The sequence below is a fragment of the Bradyrhizobium sp. Ses1 genome (assembly GCF_059512365.1).
In genome coordinates, this window is sequence record NZ_JCAMOQ010000006.1 from 35643 (window position 1) to 58356 (window position 22714).

The following is a 22714-nucleotide window of genomic DNA, read 5'->3' on the forward strand; positions in this document are numbered from 1 at the left end:
GGCGCGAGGGACGTCATCAAGCTCGCACGCGTTCACTTCCTTGCGTGCGCGGCCTGGCGGTTCCGCCCGTACCGCTGTCATCGCCCGACTTGATCGGGCGATCCAGTATTCCAGAGACGATCGTACTTCACGGAGAGGCCACGGCGTACTCGGTCCCCCGCCTTCGCGGGGGACGACGGCCGGTGCGACGCCGCCCCTACCCCTTCCGCTTGACGTCCTTGACGTTGGAGAAGGTGATACCCTCGGCGCGCTCCTGGGTGTAGCCGAGATAGAATTCGTTCCTGGCCATGAACACGGGATCGCCGTCGACATCGTCGGCGATCCCAGAACCGTTGGAAGCGATGAACGCTTCGAGCTTCTTGCGGTCGTCGGAGGATATCCAGCGCGCGAGCTGGAATTCGGACACTTCGAATTCCACGGGCAGCGAGTATTCGGCATCCAGCCGTGCCTTCAGCACGTCGAGCTGCAGCGGACCGACCACGCCGACCAGGGCCGGAGCGCCGTCGCGCGGGCGGAACACCTGCACGACGCCCTCCTCGGACATCTGCTGCAAGGCTTCCTTCAATTTCTTCGCCTTCATCGCGTCCGTCAGCCGCACGCGGCGGACGATTTCCGGCGCGAAGCTCGGCACGCCGACGAAGGTCAATTCCTCGCCTTCGGTGAGCGTATCGCCGATCCGCAGCGTGCCGTGATTGGGAATGCCGACGACGTCGCCGGCGAAAGCTTCGTCAGCCACCGAACGATCCTGGGCGAAGAAGAATTGCGGGCTCGACAGGCTCATGTTCTTGCCGGTGCGCACCAGCTTGGCCTTCATGCCGCGGCTGAGCTTGCCCGAACAGAGCCGCGCGAACGCGATGCGGTCGCGGTGGTTCGGATCCATGTTGGCCTGGATCTTGAACACGAAGGCGCTCATGCGCGGCTCCGATGCCTCGACCTTGCGCAGGTCGGAATCCTGCGCGCGAGGCGCCGGCGCGAACTGACCGAGACCTTCCAGGAGGTCGCCGACGCCGAAATTGCGCAGCGCGCTGCCGAAATAGACCGGCGTCAGATGGCCCTCGCGGAACGCGTCGAGCTCGAACGGCTTGCAGGCTTCCGACACCAGCGCGAGCTCGTCCTTGATCTCGGCGACGTCGAGGTTGGGATTGCGGCTGGCGAGATCGGCGATGTCGATCTGCTCGGCCTGCCCGGTCTTGGCGCCGCCGCCCTCGAGCAGGCGCACGCCGCCGTTCCGAACGTCATAGGTGCCCATGAAATCGCGGCCGCGGCCGACCGGCCAGGTCATCGGCGTGGTGTCAAGCGCCAGCGTCTTTTCGATCTCGTCCAGGAGGTCGAAAGTGTCGCGGCTCTCGCGGTCCATCTTGTTGATGAAGGTGATGATCGGGATGTCGCGCAGGCGGCACACTTCGAACAGTTTTCGCGTGCGGGCTTCGATACCTTTGGCGGCGTCGATCACCATCACCGCGGAGTCGACTGCGGTCAGCGTCCGATAGGTGTCTTCCGAAAAGTCCTCATGGCCCGGCGTGTCCAGGAGGTTGAACACGTGGTCCTGGAACTCGAAGGTCATCACCGAGGTGACCACCGAGATGCCGCGCTCGCGCTCGATCTTCATCCAGTCGGAACGCGTGTTCCGCCGTTCGCCCTTGGCCTTGACCTGGCCGGCGAGATTGATGGCGCCGCCGAACAAGAGGAGCTTTTCGGTCAGCGTGGTCTTGCCGGCGTCCGGGTGCGAGATGATCGCAAACGTGCGTCGCCGCGCCACTTCATCGGCAAGCGGGGAACGAGACGGCGATTCGGCTGTCAGGGCAAGGTCGGACATCGCGGGAGCGTTTGGCAGGGAAACCAGTGTCAATCAAGCCTATATGGTGATTGCGGAGCGCCAAAGCCAGCCCCATATTCGCGCACAGGAAGGACGACCTTCCTGTTCGCGATAATAGCCGCGGGGACGACCCTGCCTTATCAAGGAGGGTCGTCATGGCCTGGACTATCTTGCTCATCGCCGGTCTGATGGAGATCGGTTGGGCGATCGGGCTCAAATATACCGAAGGTTTCACAAGGCTCGTTCCATCGGCGCTGACGCTTTTGAGCATGGTCGGCAGCATCGTCCTGCTCGGGCTCGCGCTGAAGACACTGCCGATCGGAACCGCCTATGCGGTGTGGACCGGCATCGGCGCGGTCGGAACGGCGATGCTCGGCATCGTCCTGTTCGGCGAACCGGCCACTGCGCTTCGGCTGTCGAGCATCGGGCTGATCGTGGCCGGCATTGTCGGCCTCAAGCTTGTGACCTGATCAGCGCAGCGCCAACACCACCCAATAGGTAACGGCCGCAACCGCCGCCGCGGCCGGGATGGTGATGACCCAGGCATAGACGATCGAGCTTGCGACATTCCAGCGCACCGCCGACATCCGGCGCGCCGCACCGACGCCGACGATGGCGCCGGTGATGGTGTGGGTGGTGGAAACGGGAACCCCGAGGAAGGTCGCCATGAACAGGGTCGCCGCCCCGCCGGTCTCCGCGCAGAAACCCTGCATCGGCGTCAGCTTCGTGATGCGCAGGCCCATGGTGCGGACGATGCGCCAGCCGCCCATCAGGGTGCCCATCGCCATCGCCGCCTGACAGGCCAGCACCACCCAAAATGGAATGTGAAACTCCTCGCCGAGATGCCCCTGCGAATACAGCAGCACGCCGATGATGCCCATGGTCTTCTGCGCGTCGTTGCCGCCATGGCCGAGCGAATAGAGCGAGGCGGAGACGAATTGCAGGGTGCGGAAGGCGCGGTCGACGGCGAACGGCGTCGACCGCACCGAGAGCCAGGACACGATCGCAACCAGCACCAAGGCCAGCAGGAAACCGACCAGCGGCGACAGCACGATTGCGAGCAGCGTCTTGGAGAGGCCGCTCCACACCGCCGCCGAGATCCCCGCCTTCGCCATGCCGCCACCAATCAGGCCGCCGATCAGGGCATGCGAGCTCGACGAGGGAATGCCGAGCGCCCAGGTGATCACGTTCCAGACGATGGCGCCGACCAGCGCGGCGAAGATCACGGTCACATCGACGACCTCGGGCTCGATGATCCCGGTGCCGATGGTATTGGCGACATGCAGGCCGAACACCATGAAGGCGATGAAGTTGAAGAACGCCGCCCAGAACACCGCATACTGCGGCCGCAGCACGCGCGTCGAGACGATGGTCGCGATCGAATTCGCGGCATCGTGCAGGCCGTTCAGGAAATCGAACAGCAGGGCGACCGCGATCAGGATCACCAGGATCGGAAGACCAAGCGTGGCGTCCACGTAAACCGCCCTACTTTATTTTCTTGAGCATGATCTGCGCGCAAACGCTGCGCGTTTGTCGCGGGGAAAACCGGTGCCCACTTTTCGGGATCATGCTCAGACCTGTTCGATCACGATCGAGTTGATCTCGTTGGCGACGTCATCGAAGCGGTCGGCGACTTTTTCGAGGTGATCGTAGATCTCGGCACCGACGATGAAATCCATCGTGTTGGCGTCGCGGTGCTTGAGATAGAGCTCCTTCAGCCCGATGTCGTGGAGATCGTCGACCCGGCCCTCGAGCTTGGTCAGTTCCTCGGTGATCTGCGTCAGCATCGCGACGTTGCTGCCGATCGACTGCAACAGCGGCAGCGCGCGCCCGACCAGGTCGGCGCATTCGACGATCAGAGTGCCCATTTCGCGCATCGGCGGCTCGAACGCGCGCACCTCAAACAGCACCACCGCCTTGGCGGTCTGCTGCATCTGGTCGACGGCATCGTCCATGGCCGTGATCAGGTTCTTGATGTCGCCGCGGTCGAACGGGGTGATGAAGGTGCGGCGGACGGCAGTCAGAACCTCGCGGGTGATGTTGTCGGCGTCATTCTCGAACTGGTTGACGCGCTGGCAGTGGACCGGCGTCTCGTCCCCACCCTTCAGCATGTCCTGCAGCGCCATCGCGCACTGGACCGCGGTCTTGGCATGCCGGGCGAACAGGTCGAAAAACCGCTCCTCCTTGGGCAAAAAGCTTCGAAACCAGCGCAGCATAGGCTCAAAATCCATCCTTCCGGAGGACGCTCCGGGATCACCTGTCACAAAACTGTCATAGAACATTTTGTACAGGGACGGCCAGCGCTCCGCGGGCGGAACCGGGTCATCCACCGCTTTGTAGCTCGTGGCTCCGATGCCCCCGACGGCCCAACGCAACAGTGTGGCGTTGGGCTCCAATCGAGCGGGCCGGCCGATGGTCCTACAGCGACCGCCTGAGCAAACGCGCGACCTCGCCGATGATGCCGCGGCGGAAGGTCAGCACGCAGGCGACGAAAATGACGCCCTGGATCACGGTCACCCACTGGCCGTAACCGGCCAGATATTGCTGCATAGCGATGATGATGAAGGCGCCGACCACCGGTCCGAAAATGGTGCCGAGGCCGCCGACCAGCGTCATCAGCACGATTTCGCCCGACATCGACCAGTGGACGTCGGTCAGCGAGGCGTTCTGGGCCACGAACACCTTGAGCGACCCGGCAAAGCCCGCCAGCGTGCCCGATAGAATGAAGGCGAGCAGCTTGTACTGGTCGGTCTTGTAGCCGAGTGAGATCGCACGCGGCTCGTTCTCGCGGATCGACTTCAGCACCTCGCCGAACGGCGAATTGATGGTGCGGTAGATCAGGAGGAAGCCGCCGAGGAAGCCGGCGAGCACGACGTAATAGAGCACAGTCGGCTTGGCGAGGTTGAAGACGCCGAACAGGAAGCCCTGCGGAATGCCCTGGATGCCGTCTTCGCCATGGGTGAACGGCGCCTGCAGGTAGATGAAGTAGAGGAGCTGCGACAGCGCCAGCGTGATCATCGAGAAGTAGATGCCCTGCCGGCGGATCGAGATGTACCCGGTGATGACGGCAAGCCCGCAGGCCGCGGCCGTGCCGATGATGATGCCGAGCTCCGGCGGCAGCGCCCACACCTTCAGCGCATGCGCCGACACGTAGCCGGCGGTGCCCAGGAACATCGCGTGGCCAAACGACAGCAGGCCGCCATAGCCGACCAAGAGGTTGAAGGCGCAGGCGAGCAGCGCAAAGCACAGCGCCTGCATCACGAAGAACGGATAGATGCCGGTGAGCGGCACGATGGCCAGCAGCACCGCCATCACGGCGAAGGCAACCATCTCGTCACGCATCGCGCGCGGCGTGACCGGCAGGGTATCGTCGGTAAGTGCTGACATATCAGGCCGCCCGTCCAGTCAGTCCCGTCGGCTTCACAAGCAGGACCAGCACCATCAGAACGAACACGACGGTGTTGGAAGCCTCGGGGTAGAAATACTTGGTCAGTCCCTCGATCACGCCGAGCGCAAAACCGGTGATGATCGATCCCATGATCGATCCCATGCCGCCGATCACCACCACCGCGAACACGACGATGATGAGGTCGGCGCCCATCAGCGGGCGGACCTGGTTGATCGGTGCCGACAGCACGCCCGCGAGCGCCGCAAGCCCGACGCCGAGGCCGTAGGTGAGCGTGATCATCCTCGGCACGTTGATGCCGAACGCGCGTACCAGCGTCGGATTTTCGGTCGCAGCGCGCAAGTAGGCGCCGAGCTGCGTCTTCTCGATCAGGAACCAGGTGGCCAGGCATATCACCAGCGAGAACACGACCACCCAGCCGCGATAGATCGGCAGGAACATGAAGCCGAGATTGATGCCGCCGCGGAGCGCGTCGGGAATCTGGTACGGCAGGCCGGAGGAGCCGAAATAGTTCTGGAAGATGCCCTGGATGATCAGCGCGATGCCGAAGGTCAGCAGCAGGCCATAGACATGGTCGAGCCCGGAGAGCCATTGCAGCATGGTCCGCTCCAGGATCATGCCGAAGATGCCGACCACGATGGGCGCGATGAGCAGCGCCCACCAATAGTTGATGCCGGCGATGTTGAGCAGGAAATAGGCGCAGAAGGCGCCCATCATGTAGAGCGCGCCATGGGCGAAATTGATGATGTTGAGCATGCCGAAGATCACGGCAAGCCCCAGGCTGAGCAGCGCGTAAAACGAGCCGTTGATCAGTCCCACAAGTAGCTGTGCGTAGAGAGCCTGCATCGCGTTGGCCTTCGCCCCCCTCCCCCCAAATGGAGCCCGCCGGCTTCACCGCCGGCGGGCGATGATAGTTACTTCTTGAGCAGCGCGCACTTGCTTTCGGAAAGCGGCGTGAACGCCTGGTCGGCCGGAACGGTGGCGACCAGCTTGTAGAAATCCCAGGGCCCCTTGGATTCCGAAGGCTTCTTCACCTCGAACAGGTACGCCGGATGGATGGCGCGGCCGTTCGGCTGGATTTCGCCCTTGCCAAACAGATCGTCCTCGGTCGGGATCGACTTCATCTTCTCCACGACCTTGACGCCGTCATGCGGATTGCCGCCAAGCGCTTCGAGCGCCTTGAAATAGTGACGCAGGCCCGCATAGACGCCGGCCTGAACCATGGACGGCATGGCGTGGTTCTTCGAACGCTCGCCGAAACGCTTGGCGAACGTCCGGGTCTGGTCGTTCATGTCCCAATAGAAGGTCTCGGTGAAGTTCAGGCCTTGCGCGACATCGAGCCCGAGCGCCTTGACGTCGGTGAGGAACAACAGCAGCGCCGCCAGCTTCTGGCCGCCGGAGACGATGCCGAATTCAGCCGCCTGCTTGATCGAGTTGGTGGTGTCGCCGCCCGCATTGGCAAGGCCGATGATCTTGGCCTTGGACGATTGCGCCTGCAGCAGGAAGGACGAGAAGTCCGAGGTGTTGAGCGGATGCTTGACGCTGCCGAGCACCTTGCCGCCATTGGCGGTGATGACGGCCGTCGTGTCGCGCTCCAGCGCGGCGCCGAAGGCGTAGTCGGCGGTGAGGAAGAACCAGGTGTCACCGCCGGATTTCACCAGCGCCTGTCCGGTGGAATGCGCCAGCATGTAAGTGTCGTAGGTCCAATGCACCGTGTTCGGCGTGCACTGCGCGTTGGTCAGGTCCGAGGTCGCCGCGCCGGAGTTGATGTAGACGCCGTTCTTCTCCTTGATGACGTTGTTGACGGCAAGCGCCACGCCGGAATTGGGCACGTCGACGATGATGTCGACCTTGTCGACGTCGAACCACTGCCGCGCAATGGTGGAGCCGATGTCGGGCTTGTTCTGGTGATCCCCGGAAATGACGTCGATCTTCCAGCCCTTGGCGAGAAGCCCGGAGTCCTCAACCGCCATCTGCGCCGCGAGCGTCGAGCCGGGCCCGCCGAGATCTGAATAAAGCCCGGACTGGTCGGAGAGCGCACCGATCTTGACAGTCTTGTCCTGCGCAAGCGCGAGGCCAGCCGTAGCAAACGTCAGGGCGGTGCCAAGCAGCAACGCCGAAATCCTGTTCTTCATATGATTGTGGTCCTTCTTGCTTTTCTTGAGGTCGGCAATTCAGACGCCGAGATAAGTGTGGAGCTTGTCCATGTTGGCGGAGAGCTCCGAATTGGCAAAACCGTCGATCACCTTGCCGTGCTCGACAATGTAATACCGGTCAGCGACCGTCGACGCGAAACGGAAATTCTGCTCGACCAGCAGAATGGTAAAGCCCTCCGATTTGAGCCGCGCGATAGTATGGCCGATCTGCTGGATGATGACCGGCGCGAGCCCCTCGGTCGGTTCGTCCAGCATCAGGAAACGTGCGCCGGTGCGCAGGATGCGCGCGATCGCGAGCATCTGCTGCTCGCCGCCGGACAGCTTGGTGCCCTGGCTGGTAAGGCGCTCCTTCAAATTCGGAAACAGATCGAAGATCTGGTCGAGCGACAGGCCCCCGGGGCGCACGGTCGGCGGCAGCAGCAGGTTTTCGCGAACGTCCAGGCTCGAGAAAATGCCGCGCTCCTCCGGACAGAAAGCGATGCCCATCCGCGCGATCCTGTCGGAGGGCGCGCGGATGATCTCCTGATTCTCGAAGCGGATCGAACCGGAGCGCTTGCCGATGATTCCCATCACCGACTTCAGCGTGGTGGTCTTGCCGGCGCCGTTGCGCCCGAGCAGCGTGACCACCTCACCGGCATTCACTTGAAAATTGATGCCGTGCAGGATGTGGGACTCGCCGTACCAGGCCTGGAGGTCCTTCACAGCCAACACCGGCGCGGCCGCAGGCTTTGCGGCCGGAGCTTCAGCCATTTTCAGCTCAGGCATGACCGGCTCCCAGATAGGCTTCCTTCACGCGCTCGTCCTTGGAGAGGTCGGCATAATGGCCCTCCGCGAGCACCTGCCCTCGCGTCAACACGGTGATGATGTCGGAAAGATTCGCCACCACCGAGAGGTTATGTTCGACCATCAGGATGGTGTATTTCGCGGAGATGCGCTTGATCAAGGCGGCAATCTTGTCGATGTCCTCATGGCCCATGCCGGCCATCGGCTCGTCCAGCAACATCATCTCCGGGTCGAGCGCGATCGTCGTTGCAATCTCCAGGGCGCGCTTGCGGCCATAGGGCATCTCGACGGCGGGAATGTTGGCGAACTCGCTCAGGCCGACATCGTCGAGCAGCTCCAGCGCGCGGGCGTTGTAGCGGTCGAGCACGCTTTTCGAGCGCCAGAAATCGAAGGAATTGCCGTGTTGGCGCTGCAAAGCGACGCGAACATTCTCCAGCGCCGTCAGATGCGGGAAAACCGCCGAGATCTGAAACGAGCGCACCAATCCGAGACGCGCGACATCGGCCGGCGGCATCGCGGTGATGTCCTGCCCCTTATATGCAATCCGGCCGGCAGACGGCTTTAGGAATTTTGTCAGCAGGTTGAAGCATGTCGTCTTGCCGGCCCCGTTGGGCCCGATCAACGCATGGATGCTGCCGCGACGCACTTTCAATGCGACGTCGCGTACGGCAAAGAAACCCGCGAATTCCTTGGTCAATCCGTGGGTCTCGAGAATGAACTCGTCGGCCAAACAATTTCCCCCGTCGGCCTCGCTGCGATTGCGAGCGCGGCCAATCTTTTCCTGATCCGGTTGGTTTTCCGCGACCCCGGAAAACCATCCCGGACCGCCGCCTCCGGCGGCGGAATATGCCGATGCGACAAGGGTTAGGCAAGGTGGAAAGCAGAGCACTGTGGACGCACCCGTACCGGTTCCGCCTGCTCCAATAGTCCAATTGCGGCCACGCCCGATTTATCGCTTCGGAAAGTCGCCATTAACGGTGTTTTACTGCGCAGCCAAGCCTTCATAGAATATTTCCCGATCAAGCCGATGCTCCGGCCATCTGGTCCTGGGACGGATTTTCGACCTTGGAATTCGAGAGCGCCAATTCATCGATCATTAAATCGATCCGGCAGCGCGATCTGCTGAACACCTGGCTCAGGCTTTATGCCCGTGACCAATCGACGCCCCGCGTCGATGAATATGAGCCGGAACGATTAGAGGATGAGAGGCTCGACCTCGTCCACTACGCGGTCGAAGCCGAACCGCAGCCGCCGCGATTGACGATCCAGAGCGAGGGCACGCGGATGGCGCATGCCTACGGGCACACCGGAAAGGGCCGCGCTCTCGACGACTATCTGGGCCCGCGCCTCGCACCGATCATTATGCCAGTCTACCACGAATGCATCGCGCGCGGCCTGCCGGTCTACACGATCGCACATGTCGACGACGTCTATGGACGGCCGGTCGCCTATGAGCGACTGCTCCTGCCATTTGGCGAAGGCGGCCGGATCAGCCGCATCATCGCCTCGCTCAAGACGATCTGCGAAGACGGCCATTTCGAGATCAAGAACCTGATGCGCGGCGGCGACAAGCTGCCGGCGCCAAAGCTGTGCGCGGTCATCGATCGCGATCTCTTCCACCGCACCCCCGGCCGCCTCGCAGCCGCCGACGTGCTCGAATTCGATTAGGGCGGCACGCATCAACGCCGGCGTCTGCTTTGAGACGCAAACCGGAAACCGTTCGCTCGCTCTGAACCTTTCCGCTTTGACCCGCAACGGAAGTCACACCGTCGCCTATTGAATCGCTTGTTCAACCAGCCAACGCGCAGCGGAAGTTTCGCTACTACGGCGGCGATCGAGTCCATCGGGGGCGCGCCTACTTCGGCAAAGACTTCAGCAGCGCGCGGATCTTGTCCGCGTCCGCGGACGTTGCAGGATTGTAGATCACCATATTGAGGTCGGGCCGGCCATCGACGGCGAAAGCAGAAAATTCCATCGAGAGCGGTCCGGCGATGGGATGATGCAGGACTTTCACGCCATCGCCATGCCCCTGCACGTCGTTGTCACGCCACATGGCCGCGAATTCGGGGCTTGTCGCGCAGAGCTCATCGATCAGCGATTGCACATTGCGCGCCGCACCGGCGCGCGCCACATCCGCGCGGAAGGACGCCACCACATAGCGCGCAACACTTTGCCAGTTGGACTGCGCTGCGCGCACGCGGCTATCGCGGAACATCATGCGCAGGACATTGCGCTGCCCATCCGGCAGTTTGCTGTAGTCGGTGAGGACCGTCGCGGCGGCCCTGTTCCACGCGATCAGATCCCATGTCGCCGTGCGAATAAAAGCGGGACTGTATTCCAGCGTGTCGAGCACGCGTTGCAGACGGGGTGAGATACCTTCGGGCGCACGATAGCGGACTTCGGGTGGCCGACCCAGGCCGAGCAGAAACAGATGTTCGCGCTCGACGTCGGTCAGCATCATGGCGCGAGCAATGCGATCCAGCACATCGGCGGAAGGCGCGCCGCCGCGCCCCTGCTCCAGCCAAGTGTACCATGTGGCGCTTACATTCGCGCGCTGCGCCACTTCTTCGCGCCGAAGTCCCGGCGTTCGCCGCCGCTTTAGCGGAAAGCCGAATGCCGTAGGATCGAGCTTAGCGCGACGATCCTTGAGATAAGCCCCGAGCGAGTTCGCGTCCGTCATCCTGTTAGCGATTATACCTGTATAATCTCACTACTTTACCCGAATGATCAGCTTAGCAATATCCCGGCATTCTGAACAGGGAGTGCTTCTCATGCGCGTATTCGTCACCGGCGCCGCCGGATTTATCGGCACCGAAACTACAAAAGAACTCATCGCAAACGGGCATCAGGTTGTCGGCCTCGCGCGCTCGGAAGCGAACGTCGAGACGCTCGAGAAACTAGGCGCGGAGGTTCATCGCGGCTCGCTGCAGGACCTGGAAAGCCTGAAGCGCGGCGCAAGGGATTCGGACGGCGTGATCCATCTGGCCTTCATCCATGATTTCACGAAATTCGCGGAGAATGGCGCGATCGACAAGGCCGCCATCGAAGCAATGGGCGACGTGCTGGCTGGCACGAACAAGCCTTTCATCGTGACCTCGGGAACGGGCCTCATCGCGCCAGGTGTGGTGATCACCGAAGATATGCGACGCGATTCAAGCCCGCATGTTCCGCGCGTGTCCGAGCAGGCCGGTTTGGCCTATGCGTCGCGTGGCGTGCGCGCGATGGCGATACGCCTGCCGCAAGTGCATGGCGCCGACGGAAAGGCTGGGCTGATCACTTATCTGCTCGAGCTTGCGCGTCAAAAAGGCGCTGCCGCCTATGTCGGCGAAGGCGCCGAACGCTGGGCTGCGGCGCACAGGCAGGATGTCGCCCGGTTATACCGGCTTGCGTTGGAGAAGGGCGCGGTAGACGGAATTTACCACGCTGTTGGCGAAGAAGGCGTACCCATGCGCCAAGTCATCGAAGTGATCGGCCGCGCGTTGAATGTGCCGGTTGTTTCGATCAAGAAAGAAGAGGCGGCCGATTATTACGGGCCACTGGCAATGTTCGCCGGTTTGGACATGCCGGCCTCCAGCGCGTTGACGCAGCAGCGGTTGGGCTGGACGCCCACGGGGGCTAACTTGATCGCCGACATCGGCCAGCCGGGTTACTTCAAGGTTTGAGCGATCCGAGAGGTTTTCGAACACAAGCTCGAATACCAGCGCCCTAGCGTCCGCCGGCCGATTGACGCAAATACTTCACTCTGCAAACCTCGCCCCCTTCGCGAGATCGGAGGGCGCGAGCGTGCTGCGTAGAGCGACACCGGAGCGACTGAGCACGTTCTCGGACGGCGTGTTCGCCGTGCTCATCACAGTGCTGGTCTTGGAATTGAGACCGCCGGAGCGGCCCACTTTCGAGGCGTTGCTGGCTCTCTGGCCGACCTGGCTAAGCTATGCCGTCAGTTACCTCTTCATCGCCATTGTCTGGGCCAATCACCACTACCTGATGCGCTACGCCGATGAGGCCACGCCGAGCCTGTTGTGGTTCAATTTCGCGCACCTGTTTTCGATGTCGCTGCTTCCCCTCTCCACTGCCTGGATGGCAGTGAGCAAACTCGCGCCGGAGCCGGTGGCCTTCTACGCGGCCGTGTTCTTCGTGGTGAACGCGACCTATATCGCGCTGATCTGGGAGCTGATCGATCGAACGCCCGACGGGAAGATCCCGCCAAAGGTACGCAGGATCATGCTCGTGCGGTCGCTGGCGACATTGTGCCTCTTCGGTGTGGCGACCGTTGTGGCGTTGAGATATCCGCTCGTCGGCCTTGGACTTTGCATCTGCTGCCTCATCGGTTATCTCAGTCCAGAACCGCCTTGGGCTCAGCAGCAGCGCGATGGAACCGCGGACTCACAAATCGACAACGACATCGCCGATCGGTCGTGAGCAGCAAACCAGAACGTTGCCATCAGCAGGCTTATCGAGCGGTTCCGGTCCATAGGCGACCGCGCCTGAAACCAGGCCGCTTTCACAGTTATGACAAACACCGGTCCGGCACGACCAACGAACCGGCACGTTGCACGCCTCGGCCAGCTCCAAGATGCTCTGATACGCCGACGCTTTCCAGTGTGCGGCAACGCCGCTTCGCGCGAACGATACCAGCGGACCGGTGTTGGCGTCGTCCTCCGGTGGATGAGGCGCACGCATCGGTGCGCCGACGATGCCGGGAGTCATCGACTCGCTGCCATTGAAAATTTCGACGTGAAGGCGCTCCGGCGGCACGCCAAATGACGCGAGCGCGGTTTTCATGTCCGCCATGAACCGGGCCGGGCCGCAGAGGTAGACCTCCGCCTCTCGCGGAACGCCGACCTCGTCAAAGATCGATTGCGACAGATGACCGGTCGCGTCGAAGTCCTCGCCGATCTTATCGCCCGAGCCCGGTCTGCTGTAGCTAACATAGCTGCGGCCGCGGGTGAGCCCGAGCATGAGGCGGCGGACTTCGGCGGCAAATGGATGATGCTGTCGGTCGCGAGCCGCGTGCAGCCACACGACTTGCCGTGTCGAGCGGGCCTCCGCCAGCGCGTGCAGCATCGCCAGAACAGGCGTCGCTCCGATTCCCGCGCTGAGCAACACCACGGGCCGCTCCCCGGACTGCAGAATGAAGCTTCCACGCGGCGAGCTGACGTCGAGCACATCGCCCACCTGGAGATGCTTCCGCAGGTAGGTTCCGGCCACCCCATTCGGCTCGATCTTTACGCTGATCCGATAGCGCTCCGTCGAGAGAGGACCCGAGAGGGAGTAGCTGCGAAAGAGTGGCGGGCCGTCGGTCGGTCGAAGACGTAAGACGAGGTACTGACCTGGCAAGGCCGGTTGCAGCGGCTGACCATGCGGATCCTGCATCGACAGCGAGAGGACGTCCGCGGACTCCTGATCGATCGCCGCCACGGCGAGTGGCCGAAATCCCGGTGCAACCGGATGCAAAGCTGCTGCCGGCGCGAGCCCCGCGTTTCCGCTCCCCGCAGCAGTCGTTTGGCTCTGCAGCAATGCCTCAAACGACGATCGCCATCCAGGCGAAAGCGCCTCGATGCGCAAGGCGCGCTCCAATCGGTCACGCGCGTGATCGGGCGAATAGAGCAGCGCATTGATCTCGGCGACGGTCATTCGCTCGCTCGCCTCGCCCACCTTCACGATTTCATCGCCGGCACCCACCTCCCCTTCCCTTAGGACGCGGAAGTAGAACCCCGGCCGTCCGCTGGATGTCAGCAATGCCGGCATTCGTGGCTCGTTCATCCGAATGCCGACGCGATAGCAGGTCACGCGAGGCTGAGTGACCTCGAACAGCGCAGTGCCGATCCGGTAACGATCGCCGATGCAAACGGCATCGTCGGACAGCCCTTCGATCGTGAAATTTTCCCCGAACTGTCCGTGGACGAAGTCAGTCCTGTTCAGCTGCTCCTGCCAGTAGCGATACGATTCGATCTGGTAGACGAAGACGGCTCGCTGCTCGCCTCCGTGGCCGCTCAGATCCCCTTGACCGTCGCCATCCAGATTCAACCGGCCTGCCCGACAGCGGCCATGCACCGGGCCTTTCCAGATCCCGGTGTGTACAGTGCGCCCTTTCCACTCGATATCGCGCGGAAGCCCGACGTTCACCGATAGTAATCGCGCCATGTCCCGCTCCGCTTTGCCAGGGACCGGAGTTTTCTAGCCACCCGCAGCCGCTGGAGGCCCGCCATCGGGTGACCGCTCATGGCCGTTTGCAGGACGGACCACCTCGGCCACGTCGAGGTTGCGATCGGGACCATGCGGAACCACCGTCTGACCAGGCTCAAGATTGAGCTGGTGCCTATCGAGATGGACCGTGACGAGATCAGGTTCGAACGACACCAGGTTGGAGATGCGGCGCACCTCGGGATAGGCATCAGGATAGAACCAGGCCGCCTGGCGTGCGTCACCGATGCTGTAGTAGCTGCACAGTCCTTTGTACGGGCAGAAGGTCTGGAGTTTCACCGGAGCGAGAGCGGCCTCATCGATATCAGCGCGTGGAACGTACCAGCGCGCGGCGAAGCCGGACTCGTAGAGAACCACCGGCCGCTTGGTATCTGCAATGATCCGGTCACCGTGACGGACCACGAGGTTACGAGAGGCCTGACGAATGTCGATGCGGTGGTAGGGATCGGCGGCGTGACCCAGGATTCGTTCGTCTTCTTCGTAGAAGGCATCCATGGCGCGCCAGGCAAACGCGACGCGTGCCTGCAGTTCGCTTGCGTGGGCGGGCAGACCGGTGTGCTGCCACGCTCCTCGCGGCGCGATGTGTTGCTGGTCCGCCCGGACGCTGTACCAGGACGTGGGCCCGAGATCGGGGTGCTCCGTGGTATGTTCGGTGCGCTCCAGGACGTGCGGAGAAACGTCGGCCTCCGGGAAGTAGGCTACCGGATAGCGGCCCGGTTCGAAGAGCAGCAGGACATGCTCGCTGTCAGCGATCCATGTTTCCCCGAAGCGGACGCGCATGCGCCGGCGCAAACGCTCTACGTATAACAATCGCTTCGGCAGCGGTTCGGGCACGAGGAACCGGCCAAATGCTCCCGTTGAGAGCGGACCTTGTTGCCAGGACAGTCCCACTGCTCTCTCCCTCAAGGGTTGATGATCGAGGCCGGTTGACGTCCGGAAGTATATCTACCCTGGAATGGAGACCTGCAGCAAGGTTCCATGAGCCTCCTGCCGATCAAGGCGACGGCTCACTGGCAATCTTCAGTATCGCCTTCATGTTGGGATGGAAGCGGCAGTAGTAGTCGACCGTGCCCGCCTTCTTCAGGACGTAAGTCACGGTCTTCCTCGGCGGTATCGTCACGTCGAAATCGCCGTTCTTCGCGGTCGCGGTGTGCGCGACCACGTCCTTGTTCACCCATTCGATGGTATCGCCGAGCTTGGCCGTGGCCTCGGCCGGCGAGACCACCAGATTCTCCATCACGATCGTGATCGTCGCGGCATGCGCGGGGAGCGCCATCGCCGCAAGGGAAAGCACGCCGGCGATCAGACAGAGGCGTCCGGGCTGCATGGGCAGCTCCCCTACAAGGTTATTTCAGCTCTGCGGCGACATGCTCGGCGTGCTGCTCGTGGCCCTGAAAGATCTTCAAGCCGGTCTGCAGCAAGCTCTTCAGTTCGGGGTTGCTGGCCGATGGGATCAACTTCGTTTCCAGCGCGCTGTCGACGGTCTTGTGATAGGCGACCTCGTTGGCGATGTAGGCCTTGTCGAAGGCGGCGCCGTGGAGCTTGCCGAGCTCGGCGAGCTTGTCGGCCGCCTGCTTCGACAATGCCTTGCTGGTGTCGTTGTCTTCGGGCGTGACCTTGAGCTTCTTGACGAGGTCGAGCGCTTGCTTGTTCACGGCCTCATGGTCGCGCACCATGTCTTCCGCGAACGCCTTGACGTCCTTGTTGCTGGCCTTCGTCAGCGCCTGCTTGGCCGCCGCGATGTCGATATTGCCGGCGGTGTACGCGACGTGGGCGATCTGTGGATCGGTGAGCTTGCTTTCGGCAAGCGCTGGGCTGCTCAACAACATCACCGCGGCGATCGCCGCTCCCAATTGAGCGAACATATCTGGTCCTCCTGTGGCGCCTCGGGTTCCCGACGGCGCATTTCGCTTGCACAGGAGTTGGATGGCGATCGGTGGGCGAGGTTCCCAAAATTCTTCAGATGTAGTCGAGCCGTTGCAGCACGGCTTCGGTCAGCCGGTCGCAGCGGCGGCCGGCGAACGGGAACATCTCCATGATGACAGGACCAATCTTCTTCTCGACATTGTCGCGCAGCATGGCGCGGGCGCGGTGCAGCCGCGTCTTCACCGTCTCAGGCCTCAGGTCAAGAAGCTCGGCGGTCTCCCCGACATTCATGCCCTCAACCACGCGCGTGATGAAGACGAGGCGAAACGCCTCCGGCAGTTCGTCGATGGCGGCCTCGACAACTCTGTGGATTTCGCGCTGAGCCATGGATTTTTCAGGATCGTCTGCAGTGGACATCAGGGGAAACTGGATGATCTGCGCTTCCAGCGCGCCTTGCGGCAGTGACGAAATTTCGACCCCGGGCCGCTCGCGGCGCAGCCGTCCCAGCGCCTCGTTCATCGTGATCCGCGACAGCCATGTTGACAGGCTGGACTCGCCGCGGAAATCGGCAAGATGCGTGAAGGCCCGGACATAGGCTTCCTGGACGACGTCCTCGGCCTCGCTGTCGTTGCGCAGGATGCCGCGCGCCAGCCGATAGAGCCTGCGATTGTTGGCTTTAAGGATGGCGCGAACGGCGGCCTCGTCGCGCGCCAATGCGCGCTTGACGAGTTCGACGTCGCCGGCCGCAGCCGGCGCAGACTTGGGTGTGGTGGCCGATTGCATGGCGTTCTCGCCTTCATTCCAGCGGATACCAGAATTAGATGCGGCCGAGGCGCAGAGGTTCCCGAAAATCGCCCCCGCCCTACCCCTTGCGGCCGCGCGACTTCACTTCCTTGGCGTAGACCTCCTCCTTGAAGCCGACTAGGAGCTTGCCGCCGAGGTCCAGCACCGGCCGTTTGATCATCGACGGCTGCGCCGCCATCAGCGCCAGGGCCTTGCGCTCGTTCAGGCCTTCCTTGTCGGCGTCGGGCAATTTCTTGAATGTGGTGCCGGCCCGGTTGAGCAGCGTTTCCCAGCCGACCTCGTCGCTCCATTGCTTCAGCTTGTCCTTGGCGATGCCGGCCGCCTTGTAGTCGTGGAAATCATAGGCGACCCCATGGCCGTCGAGCCACGCGCGCGCCTTCTTCATGGTGTCGCAATTCTTGATGCCGTAGATGGTGATGCTCAAAGCCGTTCCTCGCAAGCGTTGCCGCGAGAAAGTAGCTTCGCAACGGCTGTTGCGCCAGATTGAGCAGCACGCCTCCTGTGAATTCCCCCCGGAGTTCTCAGCGTCCATATCGCGTGAAGACGAAATCGTGATCCTTCGCATGGGCTTCGTGGCAGGCGAAGCAGGTCCTGTGCTGGGCCTCGTCCACGGGCTTGCCGTCGATGAACCGGCCAAAGCCCCAGCCGCCGGTGGAGGCGTATTTGGCGGAGTCCTTGACCATGATCTGGACGGTCGTGGGCGAGCCGGTGATGAAGGCGCCGTCGAGGCCTTCGACCGGGACATGCTTCCAGGCTAGCTTGACGAAGGTCGTGCCGTCCGGAAACGGCAGCGTGCCACCCTTGCTGGCCTTGACCGCGGTGGCATTGCCGAGGACGCCCCGCAGTTCATCGAGGCCGACCTCCTGTCCGACCGCGATCAGCTTCCAGTCGCGATAGCCTTCGGGAATCCTGACGCCGAAGATCGGCGACGCCCCATCGTCGGCAAGGCTGGCGGCGAAGGGCACTGCCGTCGTGGCGCACGCCACCATGAGAGCCGCCAGGGCCCATTTCAGATTCTGTCGCATCAGTTTGATACCGTGTTGCTGTTCGATCAGGCGTTATCGACATCGATGACGGCCTGCGCGAAGGCCTGCGGGGCCTCCTGCGGCAGATTGTGGCCGATGCCGCCGGTGATGAGGCGGTGCTCGTACTTGCCGGAGAATTTTTTGGCGTATGCGCTCGGCTCCGGATGCGGCGCGCCGTTGGCATCGCCTTCCATGGTGATGGTCGGCACCGTGATAACAGGGAATGTCGCCAGCTTCTTCTCCAGATCGTCGTATTTCGCTTCGCCTTGGGCGAGGTCGAGCCGCCAGCGGTAGTTATGGATGACGATGCGGACGTGATCGGAATTGTCGAAGGCGACCGCGCTGCGCTCGAAGGTGGCGTCGTCGAAATTCCACTTCGGCGAAGCGAGCTGCCAGATCAGCCTGGCGAAGTCGTGCCGGTACTTGTCGTAGCCCTGCTGCCCGCGCTCGGTGGCAAAATAGAACTGGTACCACCATTGCAGTTCAGCCTTCGGCGGCAGCGGCATCTTGCCGGCCTCCTGGCTGCCGATCAGGTAGCCGCTGACGGAGACCATCGCCTTGCAGCGCTCGGGCCAGAGCGCGGCGATGATGTTGGCCGTGCGCGCGCCCCAGTCGTAGCCGGCAAGCGTCGCCTTCTCGATCTTGAGCGCATCCATCAGCGCCACGATGTCGACCGCGAGCGCCGCCGGCTGGCCGTTTCGCAACGTCGCATCGGACAGGAAACGCGTGGGGCCATAGCCGCGCAGATAAGGGATGATCACGCGATAGCCGGCGGATGCCAGTAGCGGCGCGACGTCGACATAGCTGTAGATGTCGTAAGGCCAGCCGTGCAGCAGGATCACCACGGGACCACCAGCAGGCCCTGCCTCGGCATAGCTGACATTGAGGAGGCCGGCGTCGATCTGCTTCAACGGGCCGAACGACGTATGCGCCCCCGGCCGCGCCGCGGGCAGCGCCACCTTCTTGGCGCCCTGCGCATAGGCGGATCCGATCAGGCCGAACTGGGCGGCGGCGAAGGTTCCGGCGGCAACGCCGAAGAAGCGGCGGCGGCTCTGGTTGATATCCTGGGACATGCGATCTCCGTTTCGAACTGGCGACCTTTTGCCCCCTCCCGACCGTGAGCGCTTGGAGACTATCTGGATTTATCCTTCAGATGGCTTTGATTTTTGCCTCAGCCGCCTTGTGCTAGGTTCGCTGCGACTCCCGTCACAGCCGGCAGGCCCTATAAATTGCTCTATCATTTCAACGACTTCGTTCTGGATACCGACCGCCGCGAGCTGCGCCGGGACGATGGGCTCGTCGCCGTCGAGCCGCAGGTGTTCGATCTGTTGGAATTCCTGATCCGTTCACGCGAGCGTGTCGTCAGCCGCGACGACCTGCTAGCCGCCGTCTGGCACGGACGGATCGTCTCGGAGGCAACGCTGAGTAGCCGGCTAAACGCCGCACGCGCGGCGATCGGCGACAATGGCGATGAGCAGCGGCTGATCCGCACGCTCCCCCGCAAGGGCATTCGTTTCGTCGGCGAGGTCCGCGAGCAAGCCGCCGACGAGAGCACGAGCCTGCCGGTTGCCGCCTTCGAAGGCCCGTCGATCGCGGTGCTCCCGTTCACCAATATGAGCGGCGATCCCGAACAGGAGTATTTTGCCGACGGGGTCGCCGAGGATATCATCACGGCGCTGTCGCGCTGCAGCGGACTATCCGTGATCGCGAGAAACTCCTCCTTCACCTACAAGGGCAAGGCGGTCGATATCCGCCAGGTCGGCCGCGAGCTCGGCGTCGGCTACGTGCTGGAAGGCAGCGTTCGCCGCGGTGGCGATCGGTTGCGGATCACGGGCCAGCTCATCGATGCGAATTCGGCCGTCCATCTCTGGGCCGACCGCTTCGACGGCGACGCCAGCGAAGTGTTCGACCTGCAGGACCGCATCACCGAAAGCGTGGTGGCCGCAATCGAGCCGACGCTGCATCTCGCCGAAGCGGAGCGCCGCAGGTCCTCTCCCCCAAGCCAGCTCGACGCCTACGACCTGCTGCTGCGCGCCTACAGTCTGCGTTATGAGTTCACCGCTGACAGCATTGCGGCGGCGATCGATTGCCTCGACCAGGCGCTCGCGATCGATTCCGCCTACGCGCCGGCAATGGCGGCATCCGCCTATTGCCATGCGCTGCGCCATTTCCAGGGCTGGATCGGGCCGGACGAGCAATATCGCAGCAAGGCCGTCACGCTGGCCTGGCGCGCGGTCGAGCTGGCGCCGAACGATGCGCAGGTGTTGTGGATGGCCGCGTTCGCGATCTGGAACATGGCCGACGAAATTGAGCCGGCGCGCGAATTGTTCAGCCGCTCGCTTGCGATCAACCCGAATTCCGCGATGGCGCTCACGCTCGGCGGCTGGATCGAGGCGATGCGCGGCAATCAGGGCGCCGGCCGCGCCATGATCGAGCGGGCGCAGCGGCTCAATCCCCGCGACCCGCGCGGCTGGTTCGCTTCCGGAGCGCTCGCGATCTGCGCCGTTTTGGACGAGAATTTCCCTGAAGCGATTACCTGGGCGGAAAAAGCGCTGGCGCAGAACCGCCGCTTTGCGGTGGCGCTGCGCGTCCTCACGGTGGCGCTGGTGAAGACCGGCCAGCGCGACCGCGCAGCGCAGGTCGCTCGGGAATTGCTGAAGGTCGAACCGGAATTTTCGATCGCGGGATTCCTGTCCCGAATCCCCTTCCCGGTCGAGCCCATGGCGCAAACCTATGCCGAGGCGCTGCGGGCGGCCGGCGTGCCGGAATGATGCGTCTGCGCTGACTCCTCAAGCCCTCTTTGGTTTCTTAGAGAGGTTCAGCGCCACGGCGGCGCGAATGAGCGCCTTCAACGCCGCTTCGTTGATCTTGTCGCCCTCATGGATGTCGATCGCACGCCTGGTGTTGCCTTCGAGGCTGGAGTTGAAGAGGCCTGAAGGGTCCTCCAATGAGGCGCCCTTGGCGAAGGTCATCTTGACGACGCTCTTATAGGTCTCGCCGGTGCAGATGATCCCACCGTGCTCCCACACTGGAACCCCTCTCCACTTCCACTCCTCGATCACTTCGGGGTCGGCCTGCTTGATGAGATTTCGGACGCGAGCAAGCGTCTCGCCCCGCCAGTCACCCAGCTCCTCGATCCTCGCATCTATCAGCCGAGAAGGAGAGTCTGCTTCCTTCGAGCCGCTTTTCTTCATGGTGGCTGTAGCCTTCTTGTCCGCTATCGTTCGTCCTCGCACCCGCCGCTCACATCCATTCGCCGGGCATTTCGCTGGCTTGCTTCACCCAGGCGGCGAACTGCGCTTCGTCGAGTTCGTCGTCTTCATGAATGTCGAGGTAGCGCGTGTCCTTGCTCTTGGACTCGCCAGGCGGAACAGGACGCAATGACCTGCCGCGAAAGAAAGCCACCTTGACGTACTTCGTGAAGCAATGGATGCCGAGGAACCAGCCCTGGCCCTCGACGCCATAAAACGGAGAGTTCCATTTGACCGCCTTGCGCACGCCGGGGACGGTGCGCACGATCAACGCATCGAGGCGGCGTCCGACATCGCTTTTCCACCCCGGCATGGCGGCGATGTAGGCCTGCACCGGGGCGTCGCCGTCCGCCTTCGCGATCTGTGGGTTGCCTCCTGTGAGGAGAACAGGCTTTGCGTCCTTGCCGGACTGCAACGTCGGGGCCGCCGCCTTGCGCGGTTTGGCCGCTTTCGCCGCGCCCGGCTTGGCCGCCTTTCTCGCAACTTTCGTTGACTTGCTGGACGTCCTGTTGGCCATTGTGTTCACCCGCAGAGCTCACTCTGTCCGCCCCAACACCTGCTCCAGATTCGCAAAGAACTGCTGCCACCCGGCGTTGGCGCCGCCGTAGGCCTGCTTCTGATCGGGACGGAAGCCCGATTGCTCCATACGCAGATGAGTGCCCGTGCTCGTTGGCGTGAGCGTGAAGGTCACCACGCTCTTCAGGTTGAAGGCTGCATCGTCGTGCACAAAATTCCAGGTGTAGGACAGCGCCTTGTTCGGCTCGATCGCGAGGACCTCGCAGTCCAGCACACCGCCCCACTCGCCGCGAAGATTGAAACGGTGACCCACGACTGCCTTGAAGTCGTTCTTCATCAGCCATTCCTCGATCAGATGCGGTTGCGTGAGCGCGCGCCAGATCTTTTCCGGCGGATGAGGTATCTCGCGTTCGACAATGACGGAGCGCGTTTCGGTCGCAATGTTGGTCATTGGTCCATCCTTTTGAGCAGATCTTCGAGGTGGTCGAACCGGCTTTGCCAGAAGCCGGCCATCTGGCTGGTCCAGTCGATCAGCGGGGCTAACGCGCCGAGCTGCGCGCTGTAGTGCGTCTGGCGGCCTTCGTGGCGGTCGCGCACGAGTCCCGCATGCTTCAGAACGACAAGGTGCTTCGAGACGGCCGGTTGCGAGACCCCGGCCAGAGCCGTCAGAGCGCCGACCGTCTGCTCTCCCTCGCGGCACAATCGCTCAAAGATGGCCCGCCGGGTCGGATCGGCGAGCGCCCTGAAGAGCTCATCGTGAGCGTTTGGCATTTGGGATCGATAACCCGTTGGCTATTGATCGATCTATAACCGGCGAGATATGCGTCAGTCAAGCGGGGCACGTGGAGCGGCCGCCGGCCATAGCAAGCGTGCCACACGCTTTTTAC

26 protein-coding genes are annotated in these 22714 nt (G+C 62.8%); 5 read left to right on the forward strand and 21 right to left on the reverse strand.

The features are described 5' to 3' along the window. Window positions 1-196 precede the first annotated feature (196 nt). Window positions 197-1816, reverse strand: a complete 1620-nt coding sequence (locus tag AC5ZG5_RS09930; protein WP_456641708.1) for a peptide chain release factor 3 — start codon at window positions 1814-1816, stop codon at window positions 197-199. 155 nt (window positions 1817-1971) lie between these two features. On the opposite strand from AC5ZG5_RS09930, the gene sugE reads away from it, so the two are divergent. Further along, a complete protein-coding gene (gene sugE / locus AC5ZG5_RS09935) occupies window positions 1972-2286 on the forward strand; it encodes a quaternary ammonium compound efflux SMR transporter SugE (protein ID WP_028166037.1) in 315 nt (104 codons plus the stop codon). Here sugE and AC5ZG5_RS09940 read toward each other — a convergent pair whose 3' ends face one another. From AC5ZG5_RS09940 to AC5ZG5_RS09970, 7 genes are all read right to left on the reverse strand, one after another. Beyond that, window positions 2287-3291: an inorganic phosphate transporter gene (locus tag AC5ZG5_RS09940; protein WP_456641709.1), complete on the reverse strand. Its 1005-nt coding sequence runs from the start codon at window positions 3289-3291 to the stop codon at window positions 2287-2289. A 96-nt stretch (window positions 3292-3387) separates the two neighbouring features. Beyond that, the gene (locus AC5ZG5_RS09945; protein ID WP_028166035.1) at window positions 3388-4032 is read right to left on the reverse strand and encodes a DUF47 domain-containing protein; all 645 of its coding nucleotides are present in this window, start codon (window positions 4030-4032) and stop codon (window positions 3388-3390) included. A gap of 202 nt (window positions 4033-4234) precedes the next feature. After that, entirely contained in the window at window positions 4235-5203 is a 969-nt protein-coding gene (locus tag AC5ZG5_RS09950; RefSeq protein ID WP_028166034.1) for a branched-chain amino acid ABC transporter permease, read from the reverse strand. Window position 5204: 1 nt separating this feature from the next. Continuing rightward, window positions 5205-6068: a branched-chain amino acid ABC transporter permease gene (locus AC5ZG5_RS09955; RefSeq protein ID WP_028166033.1), complete on the reverse strand. Its 864-nt coding sequence runs from the start codon at window positions 6066-6068 to the stop codon at window positions 5205-5207. 68 nt (window positions 6069-6136) lie between these two features. Continuing rightward, a complete protein-coding gene (locus AC5ZG5_RS09960) occupies window positions 6137-7357 on the reverse strand; it encodes an ABC transporter substrate-binding protein (RefSeq protein WP_456641710.1) in 1221 nt (406 codons plus the stop codon). Between the two features lie 39 nt (window positions 7358-7396). Next, the gene (locus AC5ZG5_RS09965) at window positions 7397-8143 is read right to left on the reverse strand and encodes an ABC transporter ATP-binding protein (protein WP_130226761.1); all 747 of its coding nucleotides are present in this window, start codon (window positions 8141-8143) and stop codon (window positions 7397-7399) included. After that, window positions 8136-8891 carry an ABC transporter ATP-binding protein gene (locus AC5ZG5_RS09970; RefSeq protein WP_028166030.1) on the reverse strand — a complete coding sequence of 252 codons (756 nt, stop codon included), beginning with the start codon at window positions 8889-8891 and terminating at the stop codon, window positions 8136-8138. Before AC5ZG5_RS09970 ends, AC5ZG5_RS09965 begins: the two co-directional genes overlap by 8 nt. A 335-nt stretch (window positions 8892-9226) precedes the next feature. On the opposite strand from AC5ZG5_RS09970, the gene AC5ZG5_RS09975 reads away from it, so the two are divergent. Further along, window positions 9227-9829 (forward strand): PAS domain-containing protein, encoded by a 603-nt coding sequence (locus AC5ZG5_RS09975; RefSeq protein ID WP_456641711.1) that lies wholly within the window; start codon window positions 9227-9229, stop codon window positions 9827-9829. A 187-nt stretch (window positions 9830-10016) separates the two neighbouring features. On the opposite strand, the gene AC5ZG5_RS09980 is transcribed toward AC5ZG5_RS09975, so the two are convergent. Next, on the reverse strand, window positions 10017-10841 hold the full coding sequence (locus AC5ZG5_RS09980) for a helix-turn-helix transcriptional regulator (RefSeq protein WP_456641712.1): 825 nt from the start codon (window positions 10839-10841) through the stop codon (window positions 10017-10019). A gap of 91 nt (window positions 10842-10932) precedes the next feature. On the opposite strand from AC5ZG5_RS09980, the gene AC5ZG5_RS09985 reads away from it, so the two are divergent. Beyond that, window positions 10933-11823, forward strand: coding sequence for an SDR family oxidoreductase (locus tag AC5ZG5_RS09985; protein ID WP_456641713.1), 891 nt, complete (start codon window positions 10933-10935; stop codon window positions 11821-11823). A gap of 121 nt (window positions 11824-11944) precedes the next feature. Beyond that, on the forward strand, window positions 11945-12580 hold the full coding sequence (locus AC5ZG5_RS09990) for a TMEM175 family protein (RefSeq protein WP_456641714.1): 636 nt from the start codon (window positions 11945-11947) through the stop codon (window positions 12578-12580). Here the strand turns inward: AC5ZG5_RS09990 and AC5ZG5_RS09995 are convergent. The 8 genes from AC5ZG5_RS09995 to AC5ZG5_RS10030 all read right to left on the reverse strand — a co-directional run bounded on the left by AC5ZG5_RS09995 (window position 12545) and on the right by AC5ZG5_RS10030 (window position 19133). After that, window positions 12545-14305: an MOSC domain-containing protein gene (locus AC5ZG5_RS09995; protein WP_456641715.1), complete on the reverse strand. Its 1761-nt coding sequence runs from the start codon at window positions 14303-14305 to the stop codon at window positions 12545-12547. The two genes, AC5ZG5_RS09990 and AC5ZG5_RS09995, sit on opposite strands and share 36 nt — an antisense overlap. Window positions 14306-14338: 33 nt before the next feature. Then, a complete protein-coding gene (locus tag AC5ZG5_RS10000) occupies window positions 14339-15256 on the reverse strand; it encodes a DUF427 domain-containing protein (RefSeq protein ID WP_456641716.1) in 918 nt (305 codons plus the stop codon). 103 nt (window positions 15257-15359) lie between these two features. Then, window positions 15360-15692 (reverse strand): cupredoxin domain-containing protein, encoded by a 333-nt coding sequence (locus AC5ZG5_RS10005; RefSeq protein ID WP_456641717.1) that lies wholly within the window; start codon window positions 15690-15692, stop codon window positions 15360-15362. Between the two features lie 19 nt (window positions 15693-15711). Continuing rightward, window positions 15712-16230, reverse strand: coding sequence for a DUF4142 domain-containing protein (locus AC5ZG5_RS10010; protein ID WP_456641718.1), 519 nt, complete (start codon window positions 16228-16230; stop codon window positions 15712-15714). Window positions 16231-16324: 94 nt separating this feature from the next. Beyond that, window positions 16325-17014, reverse strand: coding sequence for an RNA polymerase sigma factor (locus tag AC5ZG5_RS10015; RefSeq protein ID WP_456641719.1), 690 nt, complete (start codon window positions 17012-17014; stop codon window positions 16325-16327). A gap of 79 nt (window positions 17015-17093) precedes the next feature. Then, complete coding sequence (locus AC5ZG5_RS10020) at window positions 17094-17459, reverse strand: ArsC family reductase (protein ID WP_130226771.1); 366 nt, start codon at window positions 17457-17459, stop codon at window positions 17094-17096. Window positions 17460-17556: 97 nt separating this feature from the next. Further along, window positions 17557-18060 (reverse strand): cytochrome P460 family protein, encoded by a 504-nt coding sequence (locus AC5ZG5_RS10025; RefSeq protein ID WP_130226772.1) that lies wholly within the window; start codon window positions 18058-18060, stop codon window positions 17557-17559. A 26-nt stretch (window positions 18061-18086) separates the two neighbouring features. Beyond that, window positions 18087-19133 carry an alpha/beta fold hydrolase gene (locus AC5ZG5_RS10030; protein WP_456641720.1) on the reverse strand — a complete coding sequence of 349 codons (1047 nt, stop codon included), beginning with the start codon at window positions 19131-19133 and terminating at the stop codon, window positions 18087-18089. 156 nt (window positions 19134-19289) lie between these two features. Here AC5ZG5_RS10030 and AC5ZG5_RS10035 point away from each other — a divergent pair, with 156 nt between their 5' ends. Further along, the gene (locus AC5ZG5_RS10035; protein ID WP_456641721.1) at window positions 19290-20831 is read left to right on the forward strand and encodes a winged helix-turn-helix domain-containing tetratricopeptide repeat protein; all 1542 of its coding nucleotides are present in this window, start codon (window positions 19290-19292) and stop codon (window positions 20829-20831) included. 18 nt (window positions 20832-20849) lie between these two features. Here the strand turns inward: AC5ZG5_RS10035 and AC5ZG5_RS10040 are convergent, their stop codons facing one another. From AC5ZG5_RS10040 to AC5ZG5_RS10055, 4 genes are read right to left on the reverse strand one after another with little or no spacing between them, the layout of a single operon-like run. Next, complete coding sequence (locus AC5ZG5_RS10040) at window positions 20850-21254, reverse strand: DUF1801 domain-containing protein (RefSeq protein ID WP_456641722.1); 405 nt, start codon at window positions 21252-21254, stop codon at window positions 20850-20852. A gap of 49 nt (window positions 21255-21303) precedes the next feature. After that, window positions 21304-21828 (reverse strand): DUF1801 domain-containing protein, encoded by a 525-nt coding sequence (locus AC5ZG5_RS10045; protein WP_130226776.1) that lies wholly within the window; start codon window positions 21826-21828, stop codon window positions 21304-21306. Between the two features lie 18 nt (window positions 21829-21846). After that, window positions 21847-22278: an SRPBCC family protein gene (locus AC5ZG5_RS10050; RefSeq protein WP_130226777.1), complete on the reverse strand. Its 432-nt coding sequence runs from the start codon at window positions 22276-22278 to the stop codon at window positions 21847-21849. Then, complete coding sequence (locus AC5ZG5_RS10055) at window positions 22275-22598, reverse strand: ArsR/SmtB family transcription factor (protein ID WP_028166015.1); 324 nt, start codon at window positions 22596-22598, stop codon at window positions 22275-22277. Before AC5ZG5_RS10055 ends, AC5ZG5_RS10050 begins: the two co-directional genes overlap by 4 nt. Window positions 22599-22714: the final 116 nt, after the last annotated feature.

Bases quoted from the DNA above. Each gene is read 5' to 3' on its own strand.
- AC5ZG5_RS09930 (WP_456641708.1), bottom strand. From the start codon at position 1,816: ATGTCCGACCTTGCCCTGACAGCCGAATCGCCGTCTCGTTCCCCGCTT.
- sugE (WP_028166037.1), top strand. From the start codon at position 1,972: ATGGCCTGGACTATCTTGCTCATCGCCGGTCTGATGGAGATCGGTTGG.
- AC5ZG5_RS09945 (WP_028166035.1), bottom strand. From the start codon at position 4,032: ATGCTGCGCTGGTTTCGAAGCTTTTTGCCCAAGGAGGAGCGGTTTTTC.
- AC5ZG5_RS09950 (WP_028166034.1), bottom strand. From the start codon at position 5,203: ATGTCAGCACTTACCGACGATACCCTGCCGGTCACGCCGCGCGCGATG.
- AC5ZG5_RS09955 (WP_028166033.1), bottom strand. From the start codon at position 6,068: ATGCAGGCTCTCTACGCACAGCTACTTGTGGGACTGATCAACGGCTCG.
- AC5ZG5_RS09960 (WP_456641710.1), bottom strand. From the start codon at position 7,357: ATGAAGAACAGGATTTCGGCGTTGCTGCTTGGCACCGCCCTGACGTTT.
- AC5ZG5_RS09965 (WP_130226761.1), bottom strand. From the start codon at position 8,143: ATGCCTGAGCTGAAAATGGCTGAAGCTCCGGCCGCAAAGCCTGCGGCC.
- AC5ZG5_RS09980 (WP_456641712.1), bottom strand. From the start codon at position 10,841: ATGACGGACGCGAACTCGCTCGGGGCTTATCTCAAGGATCGTCGCGCT.
- AC5ZG5_RS09985 (WP_456641713.1), top strand. From the start codon at position 10,933: ATGCGCGTATTCGTCACCGGCGCCGCCGGATTTATCGGCACCGAAACT.
- AC5ZG5_RS09995 (WP_456641715.1), bottom strand. From the start codon at position 14,305: ATGGCGCGATTACTATCGGTGAACGTCGGGCTTCCGCGCGATATCGAG.
- AC5ZG5_RS10005 (WP_456641717.1), bottom strand. From the start codon at position 15,692: ATGCAGCCCGGACGCCTCTGTCTGATCGCCGGCGTGCTTTCCCTTGCG.
- AC5ZG5_RS10010 (WP_456641718.1), bottom strand. From the start codon at position 16,230: ATGTTCGCTCAATTGGGAGCGGCGATCGCCGCGGTGATGTTGTTGAGC.
- AC5ZG5_RS10015 (WP_456641719.1), bottom strand. From the start codon at position 17,014: ATGCAATCGGCCACCACACCCAAGTCTGCGCCGGCTGCGGCCGGCGAC.
- AC5ZG5_RS10025 (WP_130226772.1), bottom strand. From the start codon at position 18,060: ATGCGACAGAATCTGAAATGGGCCCTGGCGGCTCTCATGGTGGCGTGC.
- AC5ZG5_RS10030 (WP_456641720.1), bottom strand. From the start codon at position 19,133: ATGTCCCAGGATATCAACCAGAGCCGCCGCCGCTTCTTCGGCGTTGCC.
- AC5ZG5_RS10040 (WP_456641722.1), bottom strand. From the start codon at position 21,254: ATGAAGAAAAGCGGCTCGAAGGAAGCAGACTCTCCTTCTCGGCTGATA.
- AC5ZG5_RS10045 (WP_130226776.1), bottom strand. From the start codon at position 21,828: ATGGCCAACAGGACGTCCAGCAAGTCAACGAAAGTTGCGAGAAAGGCG.
- AC5ZG5_RS10050 (WP_130226777.1), bottom strand. From the start codon at position 22,278: ATGACCAACATTGCGACCGAAACGCGCTCCGTCATTGTCGAACGCGAG.
- AC5ZG5_RS10055 (WP_028166015.1), bottom strand. From the start codon at position 22,598: ATGCCAAACGCTCACGATGAGCTCTTCAGGGCGCTCGCCGATCCGACC.